The following is a 21,903-nucleotide window of genomic DNA, read 5'->3' on the forward strand; positions in this document are numbered from 1 at the left end:
ATCTGGTGTGCGCCTTTTGTGAAACCTAATCCTATAAGCTGGAGAAAACCATGTGCAGGATTGATGCGCCTTACCGCAATCGCTCCCTCAACGAAAAACACGATCCCACTGAACGCTTCGTTCAAGCGCTCGACGAGTCTGGAATCGACGGTCAGTTCCGCTCACTGCTGACCAAGCATTTCTCTGACAACTGGAATCGCATATTCGGATCGGCGACAGATCTGGAAGAGGTTCTTGGTGCCGCAAGGTATGAGACCTCGGATCAGAGGAAATCCGCTGTACTACTCTCTACCGGCCGCTTGGCTCAGAAACTGACCATGCAGCTCCTGAATAAGCACCCGATCATGCACCAGCGCGATGAAGTCGCTGATCATGGCTCAGAAGTATATCTTTTTGCCCAAGAAATCGCTCAAACGCTCTTTTCGGCATCGCCATACTCACTGTACAGCGCCCTCAAAAATATGGGCACTACTGCATCTTTAACAGTGTCCTTCGACTGGTTTGTCACTGCACTATACGGAGAAGAGTTCTGTTTCTCCCCGACGCTGTTCGACGATCCTGCGCTTGTTGCTGAAGACGAATCGACAAGGAACGAGATGCTCTGGGGCTTCTTCATCACGATGTCCCAGTATGAGGACGGCTACCGGAACGACTTGGCAAGCGTGTGGGGCCTCCAAATCAAGAACCTAGTTTCCCTGACTTCATTGCAGTCGCATGAGGGACCGCCAACTCTCGGTTCTTCCAAACTCCTTCAGGGGATCCGATTCCTGAAAGCGTGGGTCGCATCCGATGCCGCAGCAGGAAGACTAGCCAGCATAAACGAGGGAGCATTCCGGAAACTGGGGCTTGAGTGGTCGAACTTCGATTCGACACTTCGCTCTTTCGATTCTTCCGATTACGCTCAGCTCGACGTGTCCCAGGCGACCTGTTGGCTGGACAAAACCAGAATCCAATTTTGGGAGGTTCTGTGCCTCCATATGGATCTAACATCTGCAGATAATCAGCAGATTGAACAGTGGGCTTCACTACTTAATCTCTGCTTTACGTCTCTCAGCATTCGCTATTCAGAAGTTCTGACGAGGTCGGTTGAGGAACGAGAAATTCGAGAGAACGAATACCTGAAACATATCTGTTCCGAGCTCACTGACTACCAACTGAAAGCTTGGATACGTTGGTCGATTCGGAAAGACATCGGAGCAGCACTACGCCTGGCAGAAAGAACTCCGCTCGCGAGAGAATTTTGCGACAATGAAAGCAGGAAATGGTGGGCGACCGAATACTCAGCCATCTGGAAAGCTCAACTTGAGGACGAGCTCAGCAACCTCGATATCGAGACTAAACTGACCGTCCTTTCCGGCGAGTTGCGCCGTCTTCCCAATGAAGCCGCTGCCCGCGAGTACCGGGATTGGTGGGATGACCTTTTTGAGCAATTAATTCACGATCCCGATTTCCCGCCTGCCTTAACGCCGCAGTGGTCGATTTCTGCAGCTGATAGACTGGACAACGAGATAGTGCTTCCCTACATCGATAAAAGCGTCGGGTTGCTTCGAGGAGAACTGTCCAACGGCGCACAGCCACACCATCACAAGCAGCTTGAGGAATTACTGAGCAAGCTGTCCTTTCTCAAGCCGTCAAAAGCGTTGCGGCATCGACTCATGTTGATGCGTTCATCAATAAAGCCACTTTCTGACGAGTCGGTATCTCGCTTCAACCCGGTGAACAGCGAGAACTCCATTGATTGGTATTTCCCTCTGAGAGAGGCAGCATGGGACCGGCTGAAAAAAAGAACGACCCTGGGATCTCCTCTTAGCAGGGAAGAATACGAGCAAGCTGCACTGGAGTGCTACGAGTGCTTTGCACTCGAATTGGTTGAATTCTGCCTGAGCCGCCTTCGCCTCCGGAAAGGAGAGAAGCCCAAAGCTGGCAAATACGATGCTAGCCAAGTAACCGAAAAATCACCCATTTGGCGACAAGGGTATTTGAAGGCGTTACTGGAACTCGGCCTTGATCCAAACGGGAAGGCCCATAAAACGGTCTACTTCACCAAACAGTTCGATCCTGATGAAAGTGTTCGAGCGGTTGCACAAGAGTGTTATCGGGCTGTCCGCCGAGAGGCCAAAAAGAACCGGAGCATCCAGGATTTCAAACGCGGACTGATTGCCGCTGAATGGTGGTTGTTGATGAGTCAACGGCTTGAACTCAATCTCGACGTTAACCACGAGGAAGCACTCAAGACCCGGCGCAACTTGTTGCGCAATCCGTAATTAACCGAAAACCTGACCCCAAACCCAAGTGGTGTACTGGAGCCTGATGCTCCTACCCTGACGCCCCGCGTCCGCCATGTAAAAACTTCACGGCCCGTAAAACGGATTCCGTCAAGGAGTATACGCATGCGTACGAACATCCTTATTTTTTCAGCAAACCGATCGGCCACACCTCCTGCCAAGGTCCCCGCAGTATATGAGCTCACCATAAACTGGCACGTCACGGAAGCCTGCAACTACAGCTGCCAGTATTGCTACGCAAAATGGAAAGACTACCCCAATCCCCGGGAGTTATTTCATGACCGCAGGCGAACCCGCGATCTGCTAAACGAGTTATTCCGATATTTTCACCCCACAAACACCAACAATCCGTTGCGTGAAGAACTTTCTTGGAAGACAGTCCGTCTAAATCTCGCCGGCGGAGAACCTTCGATCCTTGGCAACCGTTTGTTGGATATTGCCGAGATAGCCCGGGAAGTTGGATTTCAGCTTTCCATTATCAGCAATGGCTCACGACTGACGCGTTCTATGATTAAGGAAATAGCGCCGCATTTGACATGCTTGGGGATCAGCCTGGATTCAGCAAATCCGACTACCAACATGGAGATTGGCCGAGCCCTTAGAAGTGGGAAACTGCTCGACCCTCAAGAGCTGGCAGGCAATATACGTCTGGCGCTCAAGATCAACCCGCGACTCACAGTAAAGCTCAATACTGTAGTGAATCTCCTGAATGTCGGAGAGGATCTGAGCGGTCTGGTTCAAGAGATCCGCCCCCAGCGCTGGAAGATCCTGCGCATGCTTCCGATTGTTGACGCCTCGTTAGCGATCAGCGACGAGGAGTTTGCCGCCTTTGTTCAAAGGCATCGCGCTTTCCAATCGGTCCAATGTGTCGAGGACAATCGAGACATGTGTGAGTCCTACCTCATGATCGATCCCTTCGGGCGCTTCTTCCAAAATCACCCCTCATTAGCCGGAGGATACCTATACAGCGATCCCATTTTATCCGTTGGCGCACATGCCGCATTCTCGAAAATGGCATTCAATTCGGCGAGCTTTCAATCCCGCTACACAGGCGAGCTGGGAGGGACGCAGTGAAGAGGTACAGCTCAAACAAAGATTGGAACGTCGTCATCAGACGTCTCGTCAAGCTCGGGTGGAGGTATCGTCGCGGTGGCAAGCACGGACGGCTCACCCATCCCGACTGCTCTAAAACACTCATCATTTCGAATTCACCGAGCGATCATCGAAGTTTGCAAAACTTCATGCAAACTGTCAGATCGACTCGGGGCTAGACCGAAAGAGCCAACAGCCACATGCAACACAAAGCCCGCTGACCTCCTTTTGGAGGAGGTCAGCGGCAGCTTGCCATCGAGGTCTTATCAATGGAGCAACTCGCTAAGAGTACTGATGCAACCTAAACCATTGAGATTCAATCTCGACTTCCGGCCTCTTTCCGGTCTTTTTCATCCCTTTAATGCCAATAAAATTAATGGGCTATTCGCCCACTATCGTTATTTCCTGCTAACCAAAAGCGGCACATCCGAATTCATCACTGTCCGGATTTCGGAAACTCATTTCCTAACAGTTGCGAACTTAGATCCAAGGCGTAGTATCATCGCATCAATGGGCAAAAGCATGCTTAGGGCAACGATCAAAGTCCGGTTCCCGGACACCGAATTCTTATCAGCCTTGTGCCCAAAGTCGTCTTTAATCGGGCATAATATTGAAATATCGGCATTTTCTATAGTTTATGTTTTCGGCGCAAGCAATTGAACATCCAGATTTTCGCCGATTAAGACCGCTTGCCATCAGGCAGAGAGAGTGCCCTCCGGAGGCAGAGGTCAGAGGTTCGAATCCTCTCGGGCGCGCCATTATTTTCAAAGGCTTGCGTGAAAGCGCAGGTCTTTTTTTATTTTCTGTGTCCAAATTGTGTCCATGGTGTGTCCACTCTATCCCTGCATTTTTTTCATTTTGCAAAAATCTGACCATTGCACGGATTACGTTTTGACCCAAAGAAGTTAGGCTAGCTTCTTCAAAACTCTCCTCAAATTCAGACCCCCGTCACACAATACGGCGTGAACCCGGTTCCCGGGGAAACCACCGTGATAGCATCGCGTCATCAACCCATCACTTTTCAAGTGGCCAATGATTGGTTCAATGCTGTTGCGAGAGTGCTGGTTGGTGGTCTAAGGCTGGTCGCTGAGGACAATAAATGCAAGAGACCTTCTTTCGCAATACTGAGGAAGGTCGGGGCATTTGTCAGCGCCACGCCAAAATTCGCGAGACTTGTCTGGTCGACTCCCTCGCGTCACTCGGCATTGCCCGCGAAGACATACATCGGATCGCTCGCGCTCTATGTGCCGTGCCCGGGCTTTGCGATCAGACGTCGAGAACCGCAGCGTCACTGTAAAGCGACCGGTAGCGGCGAGCGCACCCAACTCATCAACGAATGAACTGATCGATGAAATCGCCGCCCAGTCCAATTTCCTCGTAGTGCGCGCGGCACTTGGCGATGCGAGTGAAAACGTCATCATAACCGACGTTAGCGCCGTCTGGATCGACGTAGATCATCGCACCGTTAACCTGGAACAATGTGATCATCTCCCTCACATGCGGCTCAACGACAAGGGTATGGGTTTCACCCGGAGCCTCGTAAACATAACCGCCCTCGGTGGCTATCCAGTCGTGCTCAAGATAGCGCCACTCACCCTTGAGGACGAAGCCGTGAACAGCCTGCGGGTGACGGTGTCGTGACAACACGCCGGATTTACGCACGCGTAAGAGATTCACCCAATAGCCGCTAGAGGCTGAAAGACACAGTGGGCGGAACCAGACATTCTCCTCCACGGGCACCCAGATTCGCTCGTCGTCGGGAATCGCGCTGGGGATGACCAGCTCCATCGCCGCCTCGGCCGGCTGCGGATGTCTGTAGGGTTGCGACTTATCGTTCATCGGGGTCTGTTCTAGATTACTCATAATAGGAACCTTCTCTGTTTATACGATGGAATAGCCGCCATCTACGGGCAGTATTGCTCCGGTGACGAAGCGCGCTTGGTTCGATAGGAGAAACAGGACGACGTCTCCGATCTCATCGGGCTCACCCCAGCGGCCCATAGGCGTACGAGAGAGGATCGCCACTGAACGTTCGTCACTCTCCATCAATGGTCGAGTGAGTTCAGTGGCGACCCATCCAGGTGCTACCGCATTGACGCGGACGCCCTCCATTGCCCAGGCCGCTGCCAGACTCTTCGTCAATTGCGCCACTCCACCCTTGGATGCCGCATACCCGGGTGCGGAAGCCGAGCCAAAAAAAGAGAGCATCGAGGCAGTGTTGACAATGGATCCGCCGCTCTCGATAAGCTTGGCTCTTCCCGCATGGCAGGTGCGCAGTGTGCCGGTGAGATTTACCTCCAGAGTTTGCGCAAAATAGTCTGGCTCGAATTCCCGGCCGTCGCGCTGAATAATCCCGGCGCAATTGACTATGGCGTCCAATTGTTCAAAAGAAGCGATTATCGCGTCTACCTGTTCCTGGGACGTCACGTCTAATTTTCGTGCTACGACGCCCTCAAGCGACTCGAAGTCGTTGACCTCCTGATCGCTAACCCCCGTGGCGACCACTCGGTAGCCAGCTCTTGCCAGCGACCTTGATACGCCTGAACCAATGCCACGGGTACCGCCAGTGACTAGCGCATATTTCATTTAATCGTTCTCCTGAGATTGCAGTGGGCGAATCGTGTTCGAAAGAGTCGGTTTTACCGCAGCTATCACTTCGAAGTGACAGCGGCTGGTATTAACGAAAAGGGACCAAATGCTGGACCATTGCCGGCCACGGTGGTGCGGCGAAATGCGCGTCGATATTTGGCCATGTCATAGTGCGTGGCGCGATGGAGGAGGACGCGGTTGTCCCACATGACAAGATCGTTTTCGCACCAGCGATGGCTGTAGATGAATTCGGGCTTGGACGCGTACTCGTCCAGCCACTTATGCAGTGCCTGGCCCTCCTCCAGGCTCATCCCGCTAATCTCATTCCCGGCATTCACCGTGAAAAACAGCGAGCGTTGGTTATCCCGGTCGGGGTGAACACGAACCAGAGGGTGGGACACCGGCGGCACGGCGTCGCGCTCGAATGGCGTGATCGGCGGCAGGGCGGGATACAATCGACGGCCAAACTCGTAATAGTGAACCATGTGCAGCGGCTCAAACCGGCGTTTGTCGGCATCAGACAGAGCGTCGTAGGCGGCCAGCATGTTTGAGAATTCAGTCTCGCCGCCGCGGGCTTCGTCCGGCAGAATTTCAGTGCTGTACATCACCGACGCGAAGGAAGGGACGTATCGGTAGGAGCTATCGGTATGCCAGCGCGCATTAACCTTTTGAAACAGCACTCTGGGATCGTCTTCCGAGAGATGCTCGCCCTCTCGCGAGGTATTGGCGACGTTGTAAAATGTTTTCGCGGTAGTAGTCTTGTCCTCTTCCGGAAAAACCTCCAACTCGCCCCAGCGTAGAGTAAAGTCCAGATGCGCCTTTTCATCCATCACTTGGTCGCGAAAGCAGATCACATGGTATTTTTGAAAGGCCTCCTGGATCGCCGCGAAGGTCGCGTCCGAGATCGGCTTTGCGAGATCGAGGCCAAGGATTTCAGCACCGAATGACTCGGTCAGTGGATTGATTCTGAATTGCTGAGCGTTCTGCGCGTGTGTCATCACGACTCTCCTTCTCTAGAGGGAGATCTAACCGGTCAGACCTGCGTGTTGAGGTCCAGAGATCAGATCAATTATTATTTATCATAATGTGGACGATTATCCACATTATGACTGAACGATATCGTTAGCCTTCAAGCCTGTCAAGCGGGCTTTTACGGTTTAATTCAGCATTTCTTCGAGTCTGGGTGGGCCTTACTCTGCTGAATGTGGTGCGCCACCCTGAGCACTTCGCGGGGGCCCAATTAGCTCAGCCCCGTCAGTTCATCGGGACTCTTTTTTCAACTCTCTACCAACTCGGACCGCTCATCTGTTCCGGCAGCCATAGCACCAGCCCTGGGAATAGAATGACAAGGACCAGAGTGACCAATTGCATTCCGATGAAAGGAAGCACGCCCCGGTACATGTGTCTGAGCGTGATCTCCGGTGGGGTAATCGCACGGAGGTAAAAGATTGATGGAGCCATGGGCGGGGTCAGATAGCTGGTCTGGAGCACAACCAGGAAGGTTACCGCGAACCACACCGGATCCACGCCATACCCGGTAACGATAGGCATGGCGAGGGGGATCAGGATTAGCACCACCGAGATCAGGTCCAAAACGAAACCGGCGAGAAACGCCAGAACCAGGATAGCAGTCACGGCCCCGGCACCCGAGAGGCCCAGAGTCGACAGCAGCGATTGAACGCTATCCATGCCGCCGGAAGCAAAGAATACCCCAGCGAACATGTTGCCACCGAGCACGATTAGCAGAATCATCGCAGTGATCGAGGCCGTGCGTCGCAGGGCATTCCAGAGGATTCCCCAGGTGAATGTGCGGTAGGCCAGAGAAAGAATCAGCGTTCCTGCCGCGCCACACGCAGCCGCCTCCGTCGGCGTTGCTATGCCTAGCAGGATCGTACCCAGCACGGTGAATATCAACGCCATGGTGGGAACCAGCGCGAAAACCGTCATCCGAATTTTCTGCGAAATAGAAAGTACGGGGGGCTCTTCCTCGCGAGGTGCGAACGCGGGCTTTAGCATCGCGATGCCGACCACGTAGGCGATGAACAGCGCGGCCATGACCAGTCCGGGAAAAAGTAACCCTGCGAAGAGGTCACCAACCGAGACGTTGGCTACCGGAGCCAGGACGATCACGGTGATTGACGGAGGAATCACTGTTCCCAGCGAACCGCTGGCACAGATCGTCCCGGAAATCAGGCTCTTGTCATAAGCATGCTTAAGCATGATCGGTACCGCGAGCATACCGATTACGGTTTCTGTGGCCCCCACCACACCACTCGCGGCTGCGAAAATAGTGCCCAACAGCACGGCGCTGACCCCCAGACTGCCCGGTACGCGTCGAGTCCACACATGTACCGCATCGAAAAGCCGTTCAGCAATACCAGAACGTTCGAGCATGGCACCGATGAAGATAAACAGCGGCACTGCGGCGAGCACCGAGTTAGTGGCCACATCGTCCATTTTGGAAAGTAACTGAAAGATGACACCGTCGCCGAACTGAAGATAGCCTGCCACCAGCGCCACAGAAATCATTGAGAAGGCGATGGGAAACCCCGCCAGAATCAATATCAACAGTGCGGGAAACATCAGGAATGCGACGTAGCTGGTCATGCGTTCCCTTCCCATGCCTTACCGCTAATCAGCGTTGCGGTAGCCTTGATGAGCTCGGCTATCACCTGGACCCCGAGCATAAAAAATCCCAAGAACCAGGTGGTGTAAACTGGCCAGACAACGGGACTCCAGGCCGACTTACCCGTGACCTCTCCGCTTTGGTAGGCATTGATAACGCTGGCGAATAGCTCGATGGTCATCCACCAGACCGCGAATCCGAACGCGCAGTAGCCGATAACGTCGACCACGGCCTTACTCCGCGCCGAGAGCCTTGCATAAATGAGGTCGACACTGACGTGTTGCTTAATCTTCAACGCGTACCCCATTGCCAGCGCAAAAATCGATCCCATCAACATGTAGCTGACTTCATAGACCCAGTAAGTTGGGCTGCCTAGGACATAACGGCTGAAGACTTCGTACACCAACGACGCAATCAATGGGATGGTTAGCAAGGCCGCGATCACGCCAGCGATATCGGACATCCGCTCCGCCATTTTCAATATAAACATGTTTATATTCCAGACTGTTAGTTCTTCGCCGGCGTTTGCCATCCGCCAGCATTAAAAACCTGCCGCCCCCTCGATTTGTTAGGGAGCGGCACAATTTTTCGACTAATCCGCCAGACTTCCGATAGGCAAACGGTACTCGCTCCATGTCTTGAGCTTGTTCTTGAAATCTGTCTGGGATTCCAGAACTTCCTTGAACCAGGGATCTCCGGTCGCCTGTTCCTCTGCCCATTCCCGAGTCACTCGCGCCGCCTCATCGATGAAGGACTGCTCCAGTTCTACAATCTCGTTCGGCCCCTCCTGCAATTCGCGGAAAGCATCCAAGTCAGCCGCGGAACTATCCAGCCAGCTCTCAAACACGCTCAGTTTTCCGGCCAGCTTCAACATTTTCTGATCGTGCTCGGAGAGTTCGCTCCAGGCTTCTTTGTTCACCTGACATTCCAGCAAACCACCTGGGTTCTGAATGCCCGGAACAATCACGTACTGGGCAATATCCTGAAGGCCAGTGGGGAGGTTGATTTCCGGTGTCCCCAACTCGGCAGCCTGGATTATGCCGCGCTCCAGCGCACTGTATACTTCTCCACCCGACATCACGACCGTAGAAGCACCCAGGCGAGACGCAATATCGGCCCAAGCACCGGCGGTGCGCAGTTTAAGGCCTTGGAAGTCTTCCAGCGTTTGGATTCTTTTGGTCGAGTGCAAAAAAATGTCGGTACCCAAAATCGCGCAAGGATAAGAGATCACGTCGAACTCTTCTTGACGCCATTGCTGCCAAAGTTCGAGGCCACCACCCTTGTACATCCACAGCATATAACCTTCGGGTGTCAGGCCTCCGGCGTAGCCGGCGAAGAGCACGCCGGTCTTGTCGATGCCCCAGTCATAGCCCATCCAGTTATTTCCTATCTCCGCAACACCTTTTTGGACCCCTTCTGTTACCTTCAAAGGGCTATAGAGAGTCCCTCCAGGATAAACCGTGATGTCGACCCGTCCTTCGGTAAGTTCAGCTACCCGTTTGGCATAGCCCTTGACGTCTCGTTCAAGCCAGGGGCCTCCACTCCAAGGCGTGGCCATTTTCCAATTCACGTCAGCCGCGATGGCACTAGTAGGGGTAGCCACAAAGACTGCGACCAATGAAGTAATAACAAATGACATACCGAATTTAAGCATTCTCATGTTCCTTCCCTTCTCTGCTAAATTTATCTTTGTTGTTTAAAAAAGGTGGCGGTATAGGTATCTTCATTGAACATTTTATCCATATTGTGGCTGTATATCCACAATATGGATAAATCTAGCACTTGCTTTTCAGGGTGTCAATACGGCCCGAACCTCTAAGCCCCCTCCATAGGTATATGATTAATGCATGCGTTCCAGGCGACGCATAGCGTAGATAAGATCATCTTCAGTTAGAGGACGCTCGAAATTGCGTGTATGCGGCGCCGCATGAGTATGCTTTGCGATCGTGCGCAGCTCATCGGTGTCGGGCTGGCTCAGGCCCAGCTCAGCGAGACTGGCCGGCAATCCAACCGCTGCATAGAAGGCGAATTGGTCGCCCATGAAGGAGTGCGATCGATTTTCCAAAACGAATTGAACCAGCAGAGCATAGGCTACCTGTCGGCCGTGCAACGCTTCCGCCGTCGCCGGCACGGCGCTCAACCCGCGTGTCATGGCATGGGCGATGGAAAGACCGCTGCCTTCGAATCCCAGCCCGGCGAGTAAGATGCAAGCTTCGATGACTTTCTCAAAGGCCTCGTCTGGCTCGCCGCTGCCAGCAACGGCCAAGGCATTAACGGCATGCTCCCGTAGCACTTGCTCGCAGACATTGGCCAAGCTAACGGACGCAACGGTGGCGCGGCCACCAAACATGTTAAGACCGCCAGCGCCAACACACTGTGCCGCCTCGTACCGCTTGACCAAGGCATCGCCAATACCTGAAACGAGTAAGTGGCGCGGTGCACCTGCAAGGATTTGAGTGTCCACGATCACCGCGTCGGGATTGCGTGGAATGCGCTCGGCGGACAGCAGCTTGTGATTATCGTCATAAAAAATGAAGACCCGGCTTGTAGGGCCATCGTTCGAGGCCGCGGTCGGTAGCGTTACCAACCGCGCCCCCAACTCACGACTGACCGCCTTCCCGGCATCCACGCCCTTTCCACCCCCCGCCGCGATAACCACATCCGCACGGTGTTCAACCGCCAGCTTCGCAATGTTGCCCGGTGTGACCTCCCCAGCGAGCGCTGCGGAACTGAACGCCACGCCCACGGCTGCCAGTTGCTCGGCAAGCCGCGGCGCAACCATTCGCTCGACATGGGTATCGGCGATTAGCAGCGCTCGCGTGCCTAGGCTTGCGACAATATCACCGATACGCCCGATGGCGCCGGGGCCCTGTACATACAGACCGGGAGCCCCTAGTATTTTCATAGTTTCAGACACAGCTTACTCCATTGGGGGCTTGACGCCCGCCTCATCAATACCACGCCACGGGGCCACAACTGATCGAGCCCATTGGCGTAAAGTGTTGTGACGCGCCATTCTGGCGCAGTAAAGTTGCCTCGCGTCTAACGCTGCGCCTCGGCTACCTCTACCGAATTGGCGACGTCGGAAACCGTGGCCCGTTTCAGGTCGCGTCTCCAGCGCAGATCATCGAAGTCCTTGCCCCGGTGCATGGTGCAGCGGTTATCCCACATCACCAGGTCGTGTTGGCGCCAACGGTGGGTATAGACAAACTGTCGCTGGGTGGCGTGCTCGGTCAGCTCATCCAGGAGGGACTGGCTCTCCGCATCGGATATCTCGACAATTCGTGTTATATGAGCCGCGAGATAGAGCGACCTGCGATGACTCTCAGGAATTGTGCGAACCAGGACATGCAAGGCCGGCGGTAAGGCTCGACGTTCCTCCTCGGGGAAATCGGTGTATCCGATCTTGGCCCTGGAGTGGAATATCGAATGCTCGGCAATGAGGCCCTCGATACGCCGTTTCATTGCCTCCGGTAACGCATCGTAAGCTGCGCGCTCATCGGCAAACTCGGTGTGCCCGCCAATCGGTGCGATCTCGCGGGCATACAATAGCGAGGCCCGCGCAGGCACGTGATGGAAGGAGCTATCGGTGTGCCATAATTGATTACCTAGGTGGAACATTCGTGCGCGACTGCCGCTGGTCCACACTTCGTTTTTGGGACTGAGATTGGACACATCTGCTAGTTCGGAGCTATGGGATTTCGTCGTCACGTCGCGATTGCGATATGACGCGATCGTTGGATTTTCACCCTCTAACGGTCCGAATTCCTTGGCAAAAGCGATATGCTGCTCAGGGGTCAGACTTTGCCCTGGAAAAACCAGTACAGCGTATCTCCAGAATGCCTCTTTGATTGCCTCGCTATCATCCGCAGAAAGAGGCTTTGACAGGTCCACGTCACCCACCTCGGCTGCGAAGTTTTGGGTAATTGGATAGATGCTTATAGCCATCGGGTTCTCCATCGTATAAAAGAGTCTCAGGTCCGCGACAACATCACTCGATTCAAAGAAAAGCGAGTGGTCTGGACTAATCCACAATGTGGTCTTTGATCCACTTTGTGGACGTGCTAGTATAAAGCATTCTTCCGATTCCGAGTCAACACAGCAAGGTTGGAATTTGATGCACATGCTGGCAAGCCAAGCAGAGAGTAGTTACCGAAGCTCTGGGGGGCGGGGCAATTGCAGTAGCGTATCTGTCCAATGATATGCTGATTGGCGGGTGATGCTGCGTTCCAGTCAGTCCCGCCCAATCGCAGACGGCTAACCTAGGAGATGAAATGTCAGAAGTTAGCAAGCAATCTAAGCCCCAAGTCCAGGGGACAGCGTCATTTTCCAAGTTCATGAACGTGTTGCAGGCGATCGCCGACTCGCCGAATATCGATATAACCGGATTAATGAATGTAGTGCCGTACCCGCGACCAACACTCTATCGCCTCCTTTCAGCGCTAATTAACGAAGAGCTGGTAACGGAAAACGGGGACCGCGGCACGTTCAAATTGGGTACGCGATTGATCAGCCTGGCCGCCCGCGCCCGGGATGAACACGATCTGCGAAGCATAGCGCATCGGCACGTCGCTGCGCTTCGCGATACCACCGGCGAGACCGTGCACCTCGCGGTTCCCAGCGGATTGGAAATGGTCTACGTCGATAAACTTGAGAGCCCGCAGAATGTACGCATGATTTCGCGCATCGGTACGCGAGTGAATCTGCACTCGACGTCCGTTGGCAAGGCCTATCTTGCGGCCCTCGATTCCGCGGTACGGGAAAATATTCTCGCGCAACTACAACTGACCCGGCGCACGGAACACACCATTACCAATCTCGATCAGCTCCGGGACGAACTCACTCAGACCCAACAGCGAGGTTATTCGCTCGACTGGGAAGAGAACGAACTGGACATTCGGTGCTTCGGAGCCGCTATTCTTGATTGCGAGGGCCAACCAATCGGGTGTGTCAGTGTCAGCGTGCCCAAGTATCGCTATGATTCCATCGATACCAAGCTCTTCCAAACCGCGATCCGCGCAACCGTCGATACCATCTCGAAAAGCCTATAGTGGCGATACCGATCAGATGCAATAAAACGCATCCCGCGGCGAACACCAGCGAGGTAACCTTATGCGGCTCCTTCTGGCACTGCTCCGCCAGCATGTAGTTGTGCACCGCTGGCGGTAGCGCCGGTAAATCGACCCACTTGCCTCAGCGGTATTGAGCCACTTTTTTGAAGCGGGCAAATCCACGTTCAAGGACAACAGTGCTTCCAGTTTCTCGTAAACGAGCGACTGTTGTTTGCAGTAAGCTGTGCAGGATAAGCCAGAAACGCGTCAGTCAGACAGCGCCTTCTGCCAGAACTGGTGCAGGTCGGGGTTGTCTTTCCATGGGATTCCTCCTGGGATGAACAGGCAGGAATCAGTGTGGCGAACTCTGGTGGTTGGAAACAGGTGTGGAGTTAGTGGCACTTACAAGACTGGAAAAAGCGGCTGGTCTGAGCTTGTTCTCGGAAGACCCCATACTGTTTCTCTATGCCTGAGTGCTTCAATGGTAGAAGCCATACCTTTCAAGGAAGATAGCCTAAATCCTGCGCTCTAGACAGATGAGCAATGGATGAGGGGCTTCCATGCACTGTTTGAAATCCGCATGCCGGAGATCGGTCTTGCAACCTTGCATATTCCGGCCCATCGTGACCGCCCATTCCATTTGAACGTGACCGCCTGTTCCGGGCGATCGTGACCACTGATTCCGTTTTATCGTGACCGATCTCGGGTGATTTTCCGGAGTCTCTGGTCACGATGCCTGAATCCCCGGTCACGTTCCTCCGGAATCACTGCCAACACGCTGGAATTCTTCAACTTTATCCGGCATATCCGTTTCTTTTTCATCACGAGGAAGGGCGGATGCCGGCAGCGAGGATTTCCATGCGACAGATCTCGAGGTCTTGCGCCTCAAATACGAAGCGGGCCTGAGTCATGAGCGCATTGCCCGTGCCTGCGGACTCTCCAAGGGGGTGGTTGGCAAGTACGTCAGCTTGGCCACCGCTCAGGGCATCACCTGGCCGTTACCGGAAGGCACGGACGAAGCTCGGCTGGAAGCCCAGCTGTTCCCGGCCAAGACACCCCCATCTCTCTTTGCTGAGCCCGACTACTCCCACCAGGCCCATCAGAACTGGTCACCGGGACGGTTCCTGAACTGGGCTACGGACATTGGCCCCGCCACTAACAGTGGTGCAGCGACAGCTCAAGGATCGTCCTCATCCGGAGCATGGTTACCGATCATGCCTGGGGCTGTTGAACCTAAGCCGACGATACAGTCGTGATCGGCTGGAGCAGGCCTGTGCCCGGGCGCTGTCCATCAACTCGGCCAGCTACCAGAGCATCACTTTGATCCTGAAGCAGGGGCTGGATCAGCTCCCGTTACCCCTAGCCGAGGAGGAGTCGGAACTGGCCGATCTGCCCGTTCACACCAACGTTCGCGGCCCCCGCTACTACCACTGACCCCGGAGAAACTGATGTTGACTCAAAACACCCTCGACACCCTACGCCAACTCAAACTGACGGGGATGTGCGATGCCCTGGAACAACAACGAGCACAGCCTGAGACCCACGACCTGGCGTTACTGATAGACCGGGAGGTGCTGCACCGGGAAAATCGACGACTGGAGGGACTGCTCAAAGCGGCACGGTTACGGGTGCCGGCTTGCGTGGAAGACATCGATTACCGCCACCCGAGAGGGCTGGAGCGCTCCCGTATGGCAGGGCTGGCCAACTGTGACTGGATCCGCCAATCCCTGAACCTGTGCATTACCGGGCCCACCGGGTGCGGTAAGACCTGGCTGGCGTGCGCCGTGGGCAATCAGGCCTGCCGTCAGGGCCTCTCGGTGCGCTACCTGCGAGTGCCGCGCCTGTTCGAACAACTGCGCATCGCCCATGGCGATGGCAGCTACGCGCGGCTGATGAACCAGTTGCTGAAGACCGACCTGCTGATCCTGGACGACTGGAGCATGTAGACGGTGACCGCGCAACAACGACAAGATCTGATGGAAGTGATCGAATACCGACACGGGCGAGGCTCAACGCTCATCGCCAGCCAGTTACCAACCGAACACCGGCAGGACTACATCGGCTCCGCCACGCTTGCCGACGCCATCCTGGACCGGCTCCTGCACGGCGCTCATCGACTCAATCTGAAGGGAGAATCACTGCGAAAAGCGAAAGCACAAAACGCGGAGTCGGTTGACCCATCGTGACCGCTCAGAGTACAAAACCGACTCCAGCGTGATGGCCGTGTGCAAATCGGTCACGATCCCCGGAATGACCGGTCACGTTCGCCGGAATACGCAAACCTCATAGGTAAGACGAGAGCTAAATAACCACACCCCTTGTTTTCAAGCTTTGGTAGCTTTTTTCAGGATCGTCATCCCTGATCACACGCAGGTCATCCTCCAGATACACCGGCGCTGGTTTTTCTTTTGTCCGAGAATGATTCTTCGGTGGTGGGGCGGCCGGCGCCCTCTCTCCCAAGTCATTTATATGAGCTACCAACGCGAATAAGTCATCATTTGGCCGCTCCGCCAGAGCCTGCTCTGCAACAGCGGGGGCGATGTCCTCTCCAATTCCCATCTGGACCAGAATCGTGATCAGGCTGTCCTGCTTGGAGCCGTTAGACGCCGTCGGCCTTTCCTGATCAAATGACTCAAGATGAACTGCAGTCTGCAACGAGCTTTTAGCCCGGATAGACTCCCGTGGAACATCGAGATCGGCGTACTGGAGAATCGTTGCCTCAGTGAATCACGATTTGATCAGCGCTTCCTTAGTGCAATTTTGGCGCTTATAGAAAAAATATATTAGTAAAATATAACGGAGGAGATTTTCAGGCCCACTGTAGCCAATGCAGCTTCGAGACAGGGTTGCTAGTAGCGCAAAATTAAGTTAATACTTAAAAACAATAACAATTTCAAAAGCACTTACTAAGGCACTTAAATGGCATTAATCAATTACGTGACTCATGTCCAGTTTGATTTTGGGGCTTCCTCGTTGCTGCAGCTAGAGTGCGATCGCCTCAGTATTCGGCATCCGATGGTGGTAACTGACGCGGGTGTCAGGGCAGCGGGAATTGTTGATCAAGTACTGAAAAACCTGCGTGATCCTTATGCAGCGGCATATGATCAAACGCCTCCCAATCCCAATGAAGCCGCCGTTCAGCAGGCAGCTGCTCAATATCGCGAGTGCAGAGGATTATCAGTGGATGCTTGAACAATCCCTTTAAGTTGATCTGCAGCGAATCAGGAGCCAAAAATGGAGTTAGGAATTACAGGGCGTTGGGCATTGGTCTGTGCCGCGAGTAAAGGTCTCGGTAAGGGGTGTGCCGAGGCTCTGGTAATGGAAGGTGCGAATGTCGTAATCAACGCGCGTTCATCTAAAGCGTTAGAAGAAACGGCGGCACACCTGCGCCACTTGAATCCAGCTGCCAGTATTTACACAGTAGCTGGAGATATTGCACTAGTAGAGACCCGCCAAGCGGCGCTAGAAGCCTGTCCGCAGATAGATATCCTAATCACAAATGCAGGTGGACCTCCCCCTGGGGACTTTCGAGATTGGTCACGTCAGGACTGGTTAGATGCTATCGACGTTAATATGGTGACACCTATTGAACTCATCAAAGCGACGGTTGATGCGATGGCGTCACGTGGCTTTGGCCGGGTAATTAATATCACCTCAGCAGCCGTCAAGGCACCCATCGATATTTTGGGACTATCCAATGGAGCCCGTAGTGGACTGACTGGTTTCATTGCTGGTTTATCTCGTCAGCCGCAGCTTGTTGGACGAAATGTGACCATCAATAATTTATTGCCAGGCTCTTTCGATACCGATCGATTAAGGAGTACCCAAAAGGGGATCGCACAATCGTCTGGACGGAGCTACGAGGATGTCCGCGATTCGTTTCGTCGAAGTGTTCCGTCGCAGCGCTTCGGTACCGCCGAAGAATTCGGTGCATTCTGCGCTTTCCTTTGCAGCGCACAGGCTGGTTACATGACCGGCCAGAATATACTCCTAGACGGCGGCAGTTATCCGGGAGCTTATTGATCAATTTGCGTGTCAAATTTTACAGTTGCTACTGCAAGGAAGGATAGGTCTATCTGACCCTGACCCCGTTTTAGTACCGCTCATTGCCAGAAAAATCCGGCTCTAATTGCTGCTTCAAACGACCTGAAACAGCGTGTTTTCGGGCGTAGTCGGAGGGTGTCGACCACCCCAATGCGGAGTGGGGTCTGACTTGATTATAGAACGTTCTCCAAGCCTCAATCTTCTGCTCGGCATCTGTCAGTGACAGAAACCAATTCTCGTTCAAGCATTCCTGGCGGAGTCTGCCGTTGAACGACTCCACCGTCGCATTGTCGGTGGGCTTTCCGGGCCGGGAGAAATCAATTTCTATCTGTCTCTCATAGGCCCACCGGTCCATGACCTTGCCGGCGAATTCGGAGCCGTTGTCTGCTTTCAGTATTTTCGGATGGCCCCGAAAACGAGCAATCCGCGTTAATGCTTCTTTGACGTCTTCGCCTTTCAGGCTCTGTCCGACGATGATGCCAAGACACTCCCTGGTGAACAGATCAATGATGGTCAGCAACCGAAGCCGGCGGCCGTCAAACAGGGCATCCGAGACAAAGTCCATGCCCCAGATATGATTGGGAAACTCTCCCTGAGACACGGGTTGTCTGTTCTTCGCGGCTTTGTTCCGTCTGGGCCGTTTCAAGCGCAGAGACAGGCCCTGCTCACGGTACAATCGATACACGCGTTTGTGGTTGTCCTGCCATCCTTCACGTTGCAACAACACATGGACGCGACGGTAGCCATAGTGGATCCGTACCTGAGTGATCTCTTGGATCCGCATAGATAGCGCAGAGGCGTCACGAGCCACCGATTTGTAGTGGTAGGAGGCTCTGGAGAGCCCCAAGACCGCACAAGCCTGCCGCTGGCTGACTCCGAATCGCTTCTGGAGATCATCGACCAGCTGACGCTTGCGAGGCGGTCTCAGATCTTTTTTGACAGCACGTCCTGAAGCATGGCCTTGTCCAAGCTCAGGTCCGCCACCACTCGCTTCAGGCGCTGGTTCTCTTCCTCAAGCTGCTTCAAGCGCCTGAGTTCGGAAGGTCCTAGCCCTCCAAACTTCTTGCGCCAGGCGTAAAACGTGGCGTCGGAAATACCCATCTTCCGGCACACTTCCGGGACCGGCGTTCCCAACTCCGCCTGCTTCAGGGCGAAGGCAATCTGCTCTTCGGTGTAACGGGATCGCTTCATGACATGATCTCCTTTCTCAGGGTCTATCATGCCGGATTTTCCAGCTTTAAACGGTTAAGAATTCTGGGTCAGGGTCATCTGGCTTCCGTAAACAAGTTCAGTGCAAGATTTGCCTCAAAGTACTGTGATTTAAGTGATTGCAGCAGATTTCCGATTTTCCACGACCAATCCCGGTCCTCACTTGCGAGCCATGTTCCAGGAGTTATGATCTCAAACACGTACATTGCATGTACTCCTCGGAGCATAACGCTTTTGTTTAGGGGCGTCCGGTGGCGGCCATCAGGCCGGAACGAACTACAACTACTAGTTGTGCCTTTCAACCTCTTGGCCGAAAAATACTGTACATAAAAACAGCTATTATTGTACAATATTTGAGCATCCAATCCGGCGCGCGGACAGTTGAGAAACTGATTATGGCCAGAAAACGAATCAAGGTAACGGTTGAAACCACCACAGGGCGCAATGAAAAATTTCACGATAATTGCACCGGTGCCGACATGACTCGATCCCAGTTAGTGAAGCAAATTGAGAGCGGTCGCTATCCCAATTACCACATCCGAGTCATAAACGGGATCAAGACACCAGTATCGAATCCTGACCCAAATGTTGAGAACAACCTAGACTAACCACCCTAATGGAAAAGGACTCCCATTCCCTAGACGATGCCGCGAATTACTCAGCCAGGCATAACGCCTTGGGTCAGCGGCCGATTTGGAGGCGCACCGCATCGGAAAAGCGGTCCGCTGCAGCCCTTGGTTATGCCCAATTCTCGGACTATCTAGAAATTGGATCCACGTGCTCGATAGCTTCGGAGTCAAAGTTATATGTTAACAATATGGTTTTTCCAACGACTTGAATTGATTGGCCTTTTTCAACAAATTCTTGGCAGGTATTTCCTTGGTAGTGGCCTTCCAGAAACGAAAGGAACCCCTCAACCAATTCCATGTATTTAGCCTCCGAGAGCCCTTTCTGGATCAGCAACTTGAAACTGAATCCATCGCCAGCTTCTGCATGAATAGCAAAATAAAGGGAATATGGCTGATCTTTAGAGACCTTACCCTTGCTACCAAACGCGTACACCTTTGGCGCTGACGGCCCAACCGCCTTTTGCCATAATTTTTTTAGCCCGGCCTTCAGCAAGTTGTAATGGTCTTTACCCATCTCACCAAGAAAGGCGGTGAAATACGCCTGCCCAATGAATACAGCAAGGGCCGTTGGGTAAAACCATTCTGGAATAGCATAAACGCCATCAGACGGACGTTGATGTATCGCCAATGCCAAGTGCTCTGCTTCGACTTGCTCCCGAAATTCAGATATTACCTCTGTAGGGACCTCATCAGTGTACATAACAGCAATATGGGGCGTTTCCATCTTTCCATCTCTAGGCATAACGCTTAGGTGACGGGCCGCTTTGGACCGGAGCCAAAGGCGCAGCGGAAAAGCGGTCCGGTTGACCGTTTGGTTAGGGTAATTTCAGTGAATCCAGACAGTTAAGTCCACTTTTCCCAAAGCTTTTTCCAGCGCAAGCATCCCTATCACTTTCCCTACAGAGGTAAGGAATACCATGGCTGCTCCAGTATTTTCAAAAGCCTCTATCAGACCTCCTAATGCCGGTGCTTCTTCAGACAAATTTGCCGTATTCTTGGGGAAAAACGGGTAGTTTTGTTGCATGGAGCTAACATACTGATTCGCACTAGCAACTCGGTTTATCTCCAGCGCCCCTACGCTCGCTAGATACTCCTGATTTGGCTCAGACAGGGTCAGCCCTGGCCGAACCACTTCCAACTGTAGTGGTTCAATGATTCCGGACACCAACGTAGGTGGTAATATCGCCACCATAAACGAGGTGTCTGATGACCAGAAAGCGACGTTCTTTTTCTCCTGAGTTCAAACAGGAAGCAGCCAGCCTGGTGCTGGACCAGGGTTACACGATTCCCCAGGCGAGCGTGTCCCTGGGAATTGGTGAAAGCGCTATCCGGCGCTGGGTTAACCAGCTGACCGAGGAGCGTGACGGTGTCACCCCGAAGGGCAAGGCGTTAACCCCGGAGCAGCGCCGTATTCAGGAGCTGGAAGCCCGCTGCAAGCGCCTTGAACAGGAGAAAGACATACTAAAAAAGGCTACCGCTCTCTTGATGTCGGACGACATGAATCGTACGCGCTGATAGACCAGTTGAGTGAGCAAATGCCTGTTGAAATGGTCTGCAATGCGTTTGATATCGGCCGTTCCAGCTATTACGAGTACCGCCAACGGCGGAAGCACGTGGATGTTGAGCGTCTGGCCCTGAAGACTCAGGTAAACCGTCTATTCACCAAGAGTCGTAGCTCTGCCGGCAGTAGAACGATCAAGGGCATGCTCAATGACGACGGCGTTGTCATCGGGCGCTTCAAGGTTCGACGATTGATGAGTGAGCTGGGGCTGATCTGTAAGCAGCCGGGTCCTCACGCCTACAAGCAGGCGACTGTTGAGCGACCGGATATCCCGAACCATCTGGCTCGTGAGTTTACGGTAGATCGGCCGAATCAGGCGTGGTGTGGTGACATCACCTATGTATGGAGCGGCCAGCGGTGGAGCTATCTGGCTGTCGTCCTGGATTTGTATGCCCGACGCGTCGTTGGTTGGGCGATGTCATCCAGTCCCGATGCCGATTTGGTGGTCAAAGCGCTGGATCACGCCTGGGAACAGCGTGGTCAACCAGAAAAGGTCATGTTCCACTCAGATCAAGGAAGTCAGTATGCCAGCCGTAAGTTCCGTCAGACGCTCTGGCGCTATCGAATGACACAAAGCATGAGCCGACGTGGGAACTGCTGGGACAACGCACCGATGGAAAGACTGTTCCGGAGCCTGAAATCTGAATGGATACCGGCTCTCGGATATCGGAACCTGCCCGAGGCCAAAAAAGATGTGGGTGGCTATCTGATGGACTACTACAACCGGCAGCGACCTCACGTATTCAACGACGGCATTTCGCCCGTTGCCGCTGAGGAAAACCTTAAAATACTGTCCGGGATTAGTTGACCACTACAC

General features: G+C 53.7%; 19 protein-coding genes and 3 pseudogenes. 9 read left to right on the forward strand and 13 right to left on the reverse strand.

Features of this window, described 5'->3' with window-relative positions; genetic code table 11:
- The first annotated feature begins 50 nt into the window (after positions 1–50).
- Both MDG893_RS10930 and MDG893_RS10935 read left to right on the forward strand, forming a co-directional pair.
- The gene (locus tag MDG893_RS10930) at positions 51–2,264 is read left to right on the forward strand and encodes a hypothetical protein (RefSeq protein ID WP_007153846.1); all 2,214 of its coding nucleotides are present in this window, start codon (positions 51–53) and stop codon (positions 2,262–2,264) included.
- Between the two features lie 126 nt (positions 2,265–2,390).
- A complete protein-coding gene (locus MDG893_RS10935) occupies positions 2,391–3,359 on the forward strand; it encodes a viperin family antiviral radical SAM protein (RefSeq protein WP_007153847.1) in 969 nt (322 codons plus the stop codon).
- A gap of 926 nt (positions 3,360–4,285) precedes the next feature.
- Here the strand turns inward: MDG893_RS10935 and MDG893_RS20950 are convergent.
- A pseudogene (locus MDG893_RS20950) lies at positions 4,286–4,441 on the reverse strand (IS5/IS1182 family transposase); the annotation flags it as partial.
- A 35-nt stretch (positions 4,442–4,476) separates the two neighbouring features.
- Between MDG893_RS20950 and MDG893_RS20955 the strand changes: the two are divergent.
- Positions 4,477–4,674: a hypothetical protein gene (locus MDG893_RS20955; protein ID WP_157132820.1), complete on the forward strand. Its 198-nt coding sequence runs from the start codon at positions 4,477–4,479 to the stop codon at positions 4,672–4,674.
- Between the two features lie 32 nt (positions 4,675–4,706).
- Here MDG893_RS20955 and MDG893_RS10950 read toward each other — a convergent pair whose 3' ends face one another.
- From MDG893_RS10950 to MDG893_RS10985, 8 genes are all read right to left on the reverse strand, one after another.
- The gene (locus MDG893_RS10950) at positions 4,707–5,240 is read right to left on the reverse strand and encodes a 2,4'-dihydroxyacetophenone dioxygenase family protein (RefSeq protein ID WP_007153848.1); all 534 of its coding nucleotides are present in this window, start codon (positions 5,238–5,240) and stop codon (positions 4,707–4,709) included.
- Positions 5,241–5,258: 18 nt separating this feature from the next.
- A complete protein-coding gene (locus tag MDG893_RS10955) occupies positions 5,259–5,963 on the reverse strand; it encodes an SDR family NAD(P)-dependent oxidoreductase (RefSeq protein WP_007153849.1) in 705 nt (234 codons plus the stop codon).
- Between the two features lie 65 nt (positions 5,964–6,028).
- A complete protein-coding gene (locus MDG893_RS10960; RefSeq protein WP_007153850.1) occupies positions 6,029–6,964 on the reverse strand; it encodes a TauD/TfdA dioxygenase family protein in 936 nt (311 codons plus the stop codon).
- A 286-nt stretch (positions 6,965–7,250) separates the two neighbouring features.
- Positions 7,251–8,573, reverse strand: a complete 1,323-nt coding sequence (locus MDG893_RS10965; RefSeq protein WP_007153851.1) for a TRAP transporter large permease — start codon at positions 8,571–8,573, stop codon at positions 7,251–7,253.
- Complete coding sequence (locus MDG893_RS10970) at positions 8,570–9,082, reverse strand: TRAP transporter small permease subunit (RefSeq protein ID WP_040474520.1); 513 nt, start codon at positions 9,080–9,082, stop codon at positions 8,570–8,572. The genes MDG893_RS10965 and MDG893_RS10970 overlap by 4 nt, the downstream gene beginning before the upstream one ends.
- Positions 9,083–9,184: 102 nt before the next feature.
- A complete protein-coding gene (locus MDG893_RS10975) occupies positions 9,185–10,246 on the reverse strand; it encodes a type 2 periplasmic-binding domain-containing protein (protein WP_040474521.1) in 1,062 nt (353 codons plus the stop codon).
- A 186-nt stretch (positions 10,247–10,432) separates the two neighbouring features.
- Positions 10,433–11,497 (reverse strand): glycerol dehydrogenase, encoded by a 1,065-nt coding sequence (locus MDG893_RS10980; RefSeq protein ID WP_007153854.1) that lies wholly within the window; start codon positions 11,495–11,497, stop codon positions 10,433–10,435.
- A 137-nt stretch (positions 11,498–11,634) separates the two neighbouring features.
- Positions 11,635–12,540 (reverse strand): TauD/TfdA dioxygenase family protein, encoded by a 906-nt coding sequence (locus MDG893_RS10985; protein ID WP_007153855.1) that lies wholly within the window; start codon positions 12,538–12,540, stop codon positions 11,635–11,637.
- Between the two features lie 326 nt (positions 12,541–12,866).
- Here MDG893_RS10985 and MDG893_RS10990 point away from each other — a divergent pair, with 326 nt between their 5' ends.
- The 3 genes and pseudogenes from MDG893_RS10990 (at position 12,867) to istB (ending at position 15,829) form a co-directional block, all read left to right on the forward strand.
- Entirely contained in the window at positions 12,867–13,643 is a 777-nt protein-coding gene (locus tag MDG893_RS10990; protein ID WP_007153856.1) for an IclR family transcriptional regulator, read from the forward strand.
- Between the two features lie 1,085 nt (positions 13,644–14,728).
- Positions 14,729–14,931: pseudogene (locus tag MDG893_RS21420) on the forward strand (IS21 family transposase); the annotation flags it as partial.
- 160 nt (positions 14,932–15,091) lie between these two features.
- A pseudogene (gene istB, locus MDG893_RS11000) lies at positions 15,092–15,829 on the forward strand (IS21-like element helper ATPase IstB).
- A gap of 115 nt (positions 15,830–15,944) precedes the next feature.
- On the opposite strand, the gene MDG893_RS11005 reads toward istB, so the two are convergent.
- Complete coding sequence (locus MDG893_RS11005; protein ID WP_007153861.1) at positions 15,945–16,298, reverse strand: hypothetical protein; 354 nt, start codon at positions 16,296–16,298, stop codon at positions 15,945–15,947.
- Between the two features lie 264 nt (positions 16,299–16,562).
- On the opposite strand from MDG893_RS11005, the gene MDG893_RS11010 reads away from it, so the two are divergent.
- Together MDG893_RS11010 and MDG893_RS11015 are read left to right on the forward strand one after the other, a co-directional pair.
- On the forward strand, positions 16,563–16,835 hold the full coding sequence (locus tag MDG893_RS11010; protein WP_040474523.1) for an iron-containing alcohol dehydrogenase: 273 nt from the start codon (positions 16,563–16,565) through the stop codon (positions 16,833–16,835).
- 42 nt (positions 16,836–16,877) lie between these two features.
- A complete protein-coding gene (locus MDG893_RS11015) occupies positions 16,878–17,666 on the forward strand; it encodes an SDR family oxidoreductase (RefSeq protein ID WP_007153862.1) in 789 nt (262 codons plus the stop codon).
- Positions 17,667–17,736: 70 nt separating this feature from the next.
- On the opposite strand, the gene MDG893_RS11020 is transcribed toward MDG893_RS11015, so the two are convergent.
- From MDG893_RS11020 to MDG893_RS11035, 3 genes are all read right to left on the reverse strand, one after another.
- A protein-coding gene (locus MDG893_RS11020; protein ID WP_085985287.1) for an IS3 family transposase occupies positions 17,737–18,878 on the reverse strand; the annotation gives its coding sequence in 2 pieces (ribosomal slippage) (positions 17,737–18,617 and positions 18,617–18,878; 1,143 coding nt in all).
- 774 nt (positions 18,879–19,652) lie between these two features.
- Positions 19,653–20,249 (reverse strand): hypothetical protein, encoded by a 597-nt coding sequence (locus MDG893_RS11030; protein ID WP_007153867.1) that lies wholly within the window; start codon positions 20,247–20,249, stop codon positions 19,653–19,655.
- A gap of 102 nt (positions 20,250–20,351) precedes the next feature.
- The gene (locus tag MDG893_RS11035) at positions 20,352–20,717 is read right to left on the reverse strand and encodes an LPO_1073/Vpar_1526 family protein (RefSeq protein ID WP_007153868.1); all 366 of its coding nucleotides are present in this window, start codon (positions 20,715–20,717) and stop codon (positions 20,352–20,354) included.
- Between the two features lie 14 nt (positions 20,718–20,731).
- Between MDG893_RS11035 and MDG893_RS11045 the strand changes: the two genes are divergently transcribed.
- A protein-coding gene (locus MDG893_RS11045) for an IS3 family transposase (protein WP_085985281.1) occupies positions 20,732–21,894 on the forward strand; the annotation gives its coding sequence in 2 pieces (ribosomal slippage) (positions 20,732–20,987 and positions 20,987–21,894; 1,164 coding nt in all).
- Positions 21,895–21,903 lie beyond the last annotated feature (9 nt).

It is taken from the genome of Marinobacter algicola DG893 (assembly GCF_000170835.1).
Taxonomy (GTDB): Bacteria; Pseudomonadota; Gammaproteobacteria; order Pseudomonadales; family Oleiphilaceae; genus Marinobacter; species Marinobacter algicola.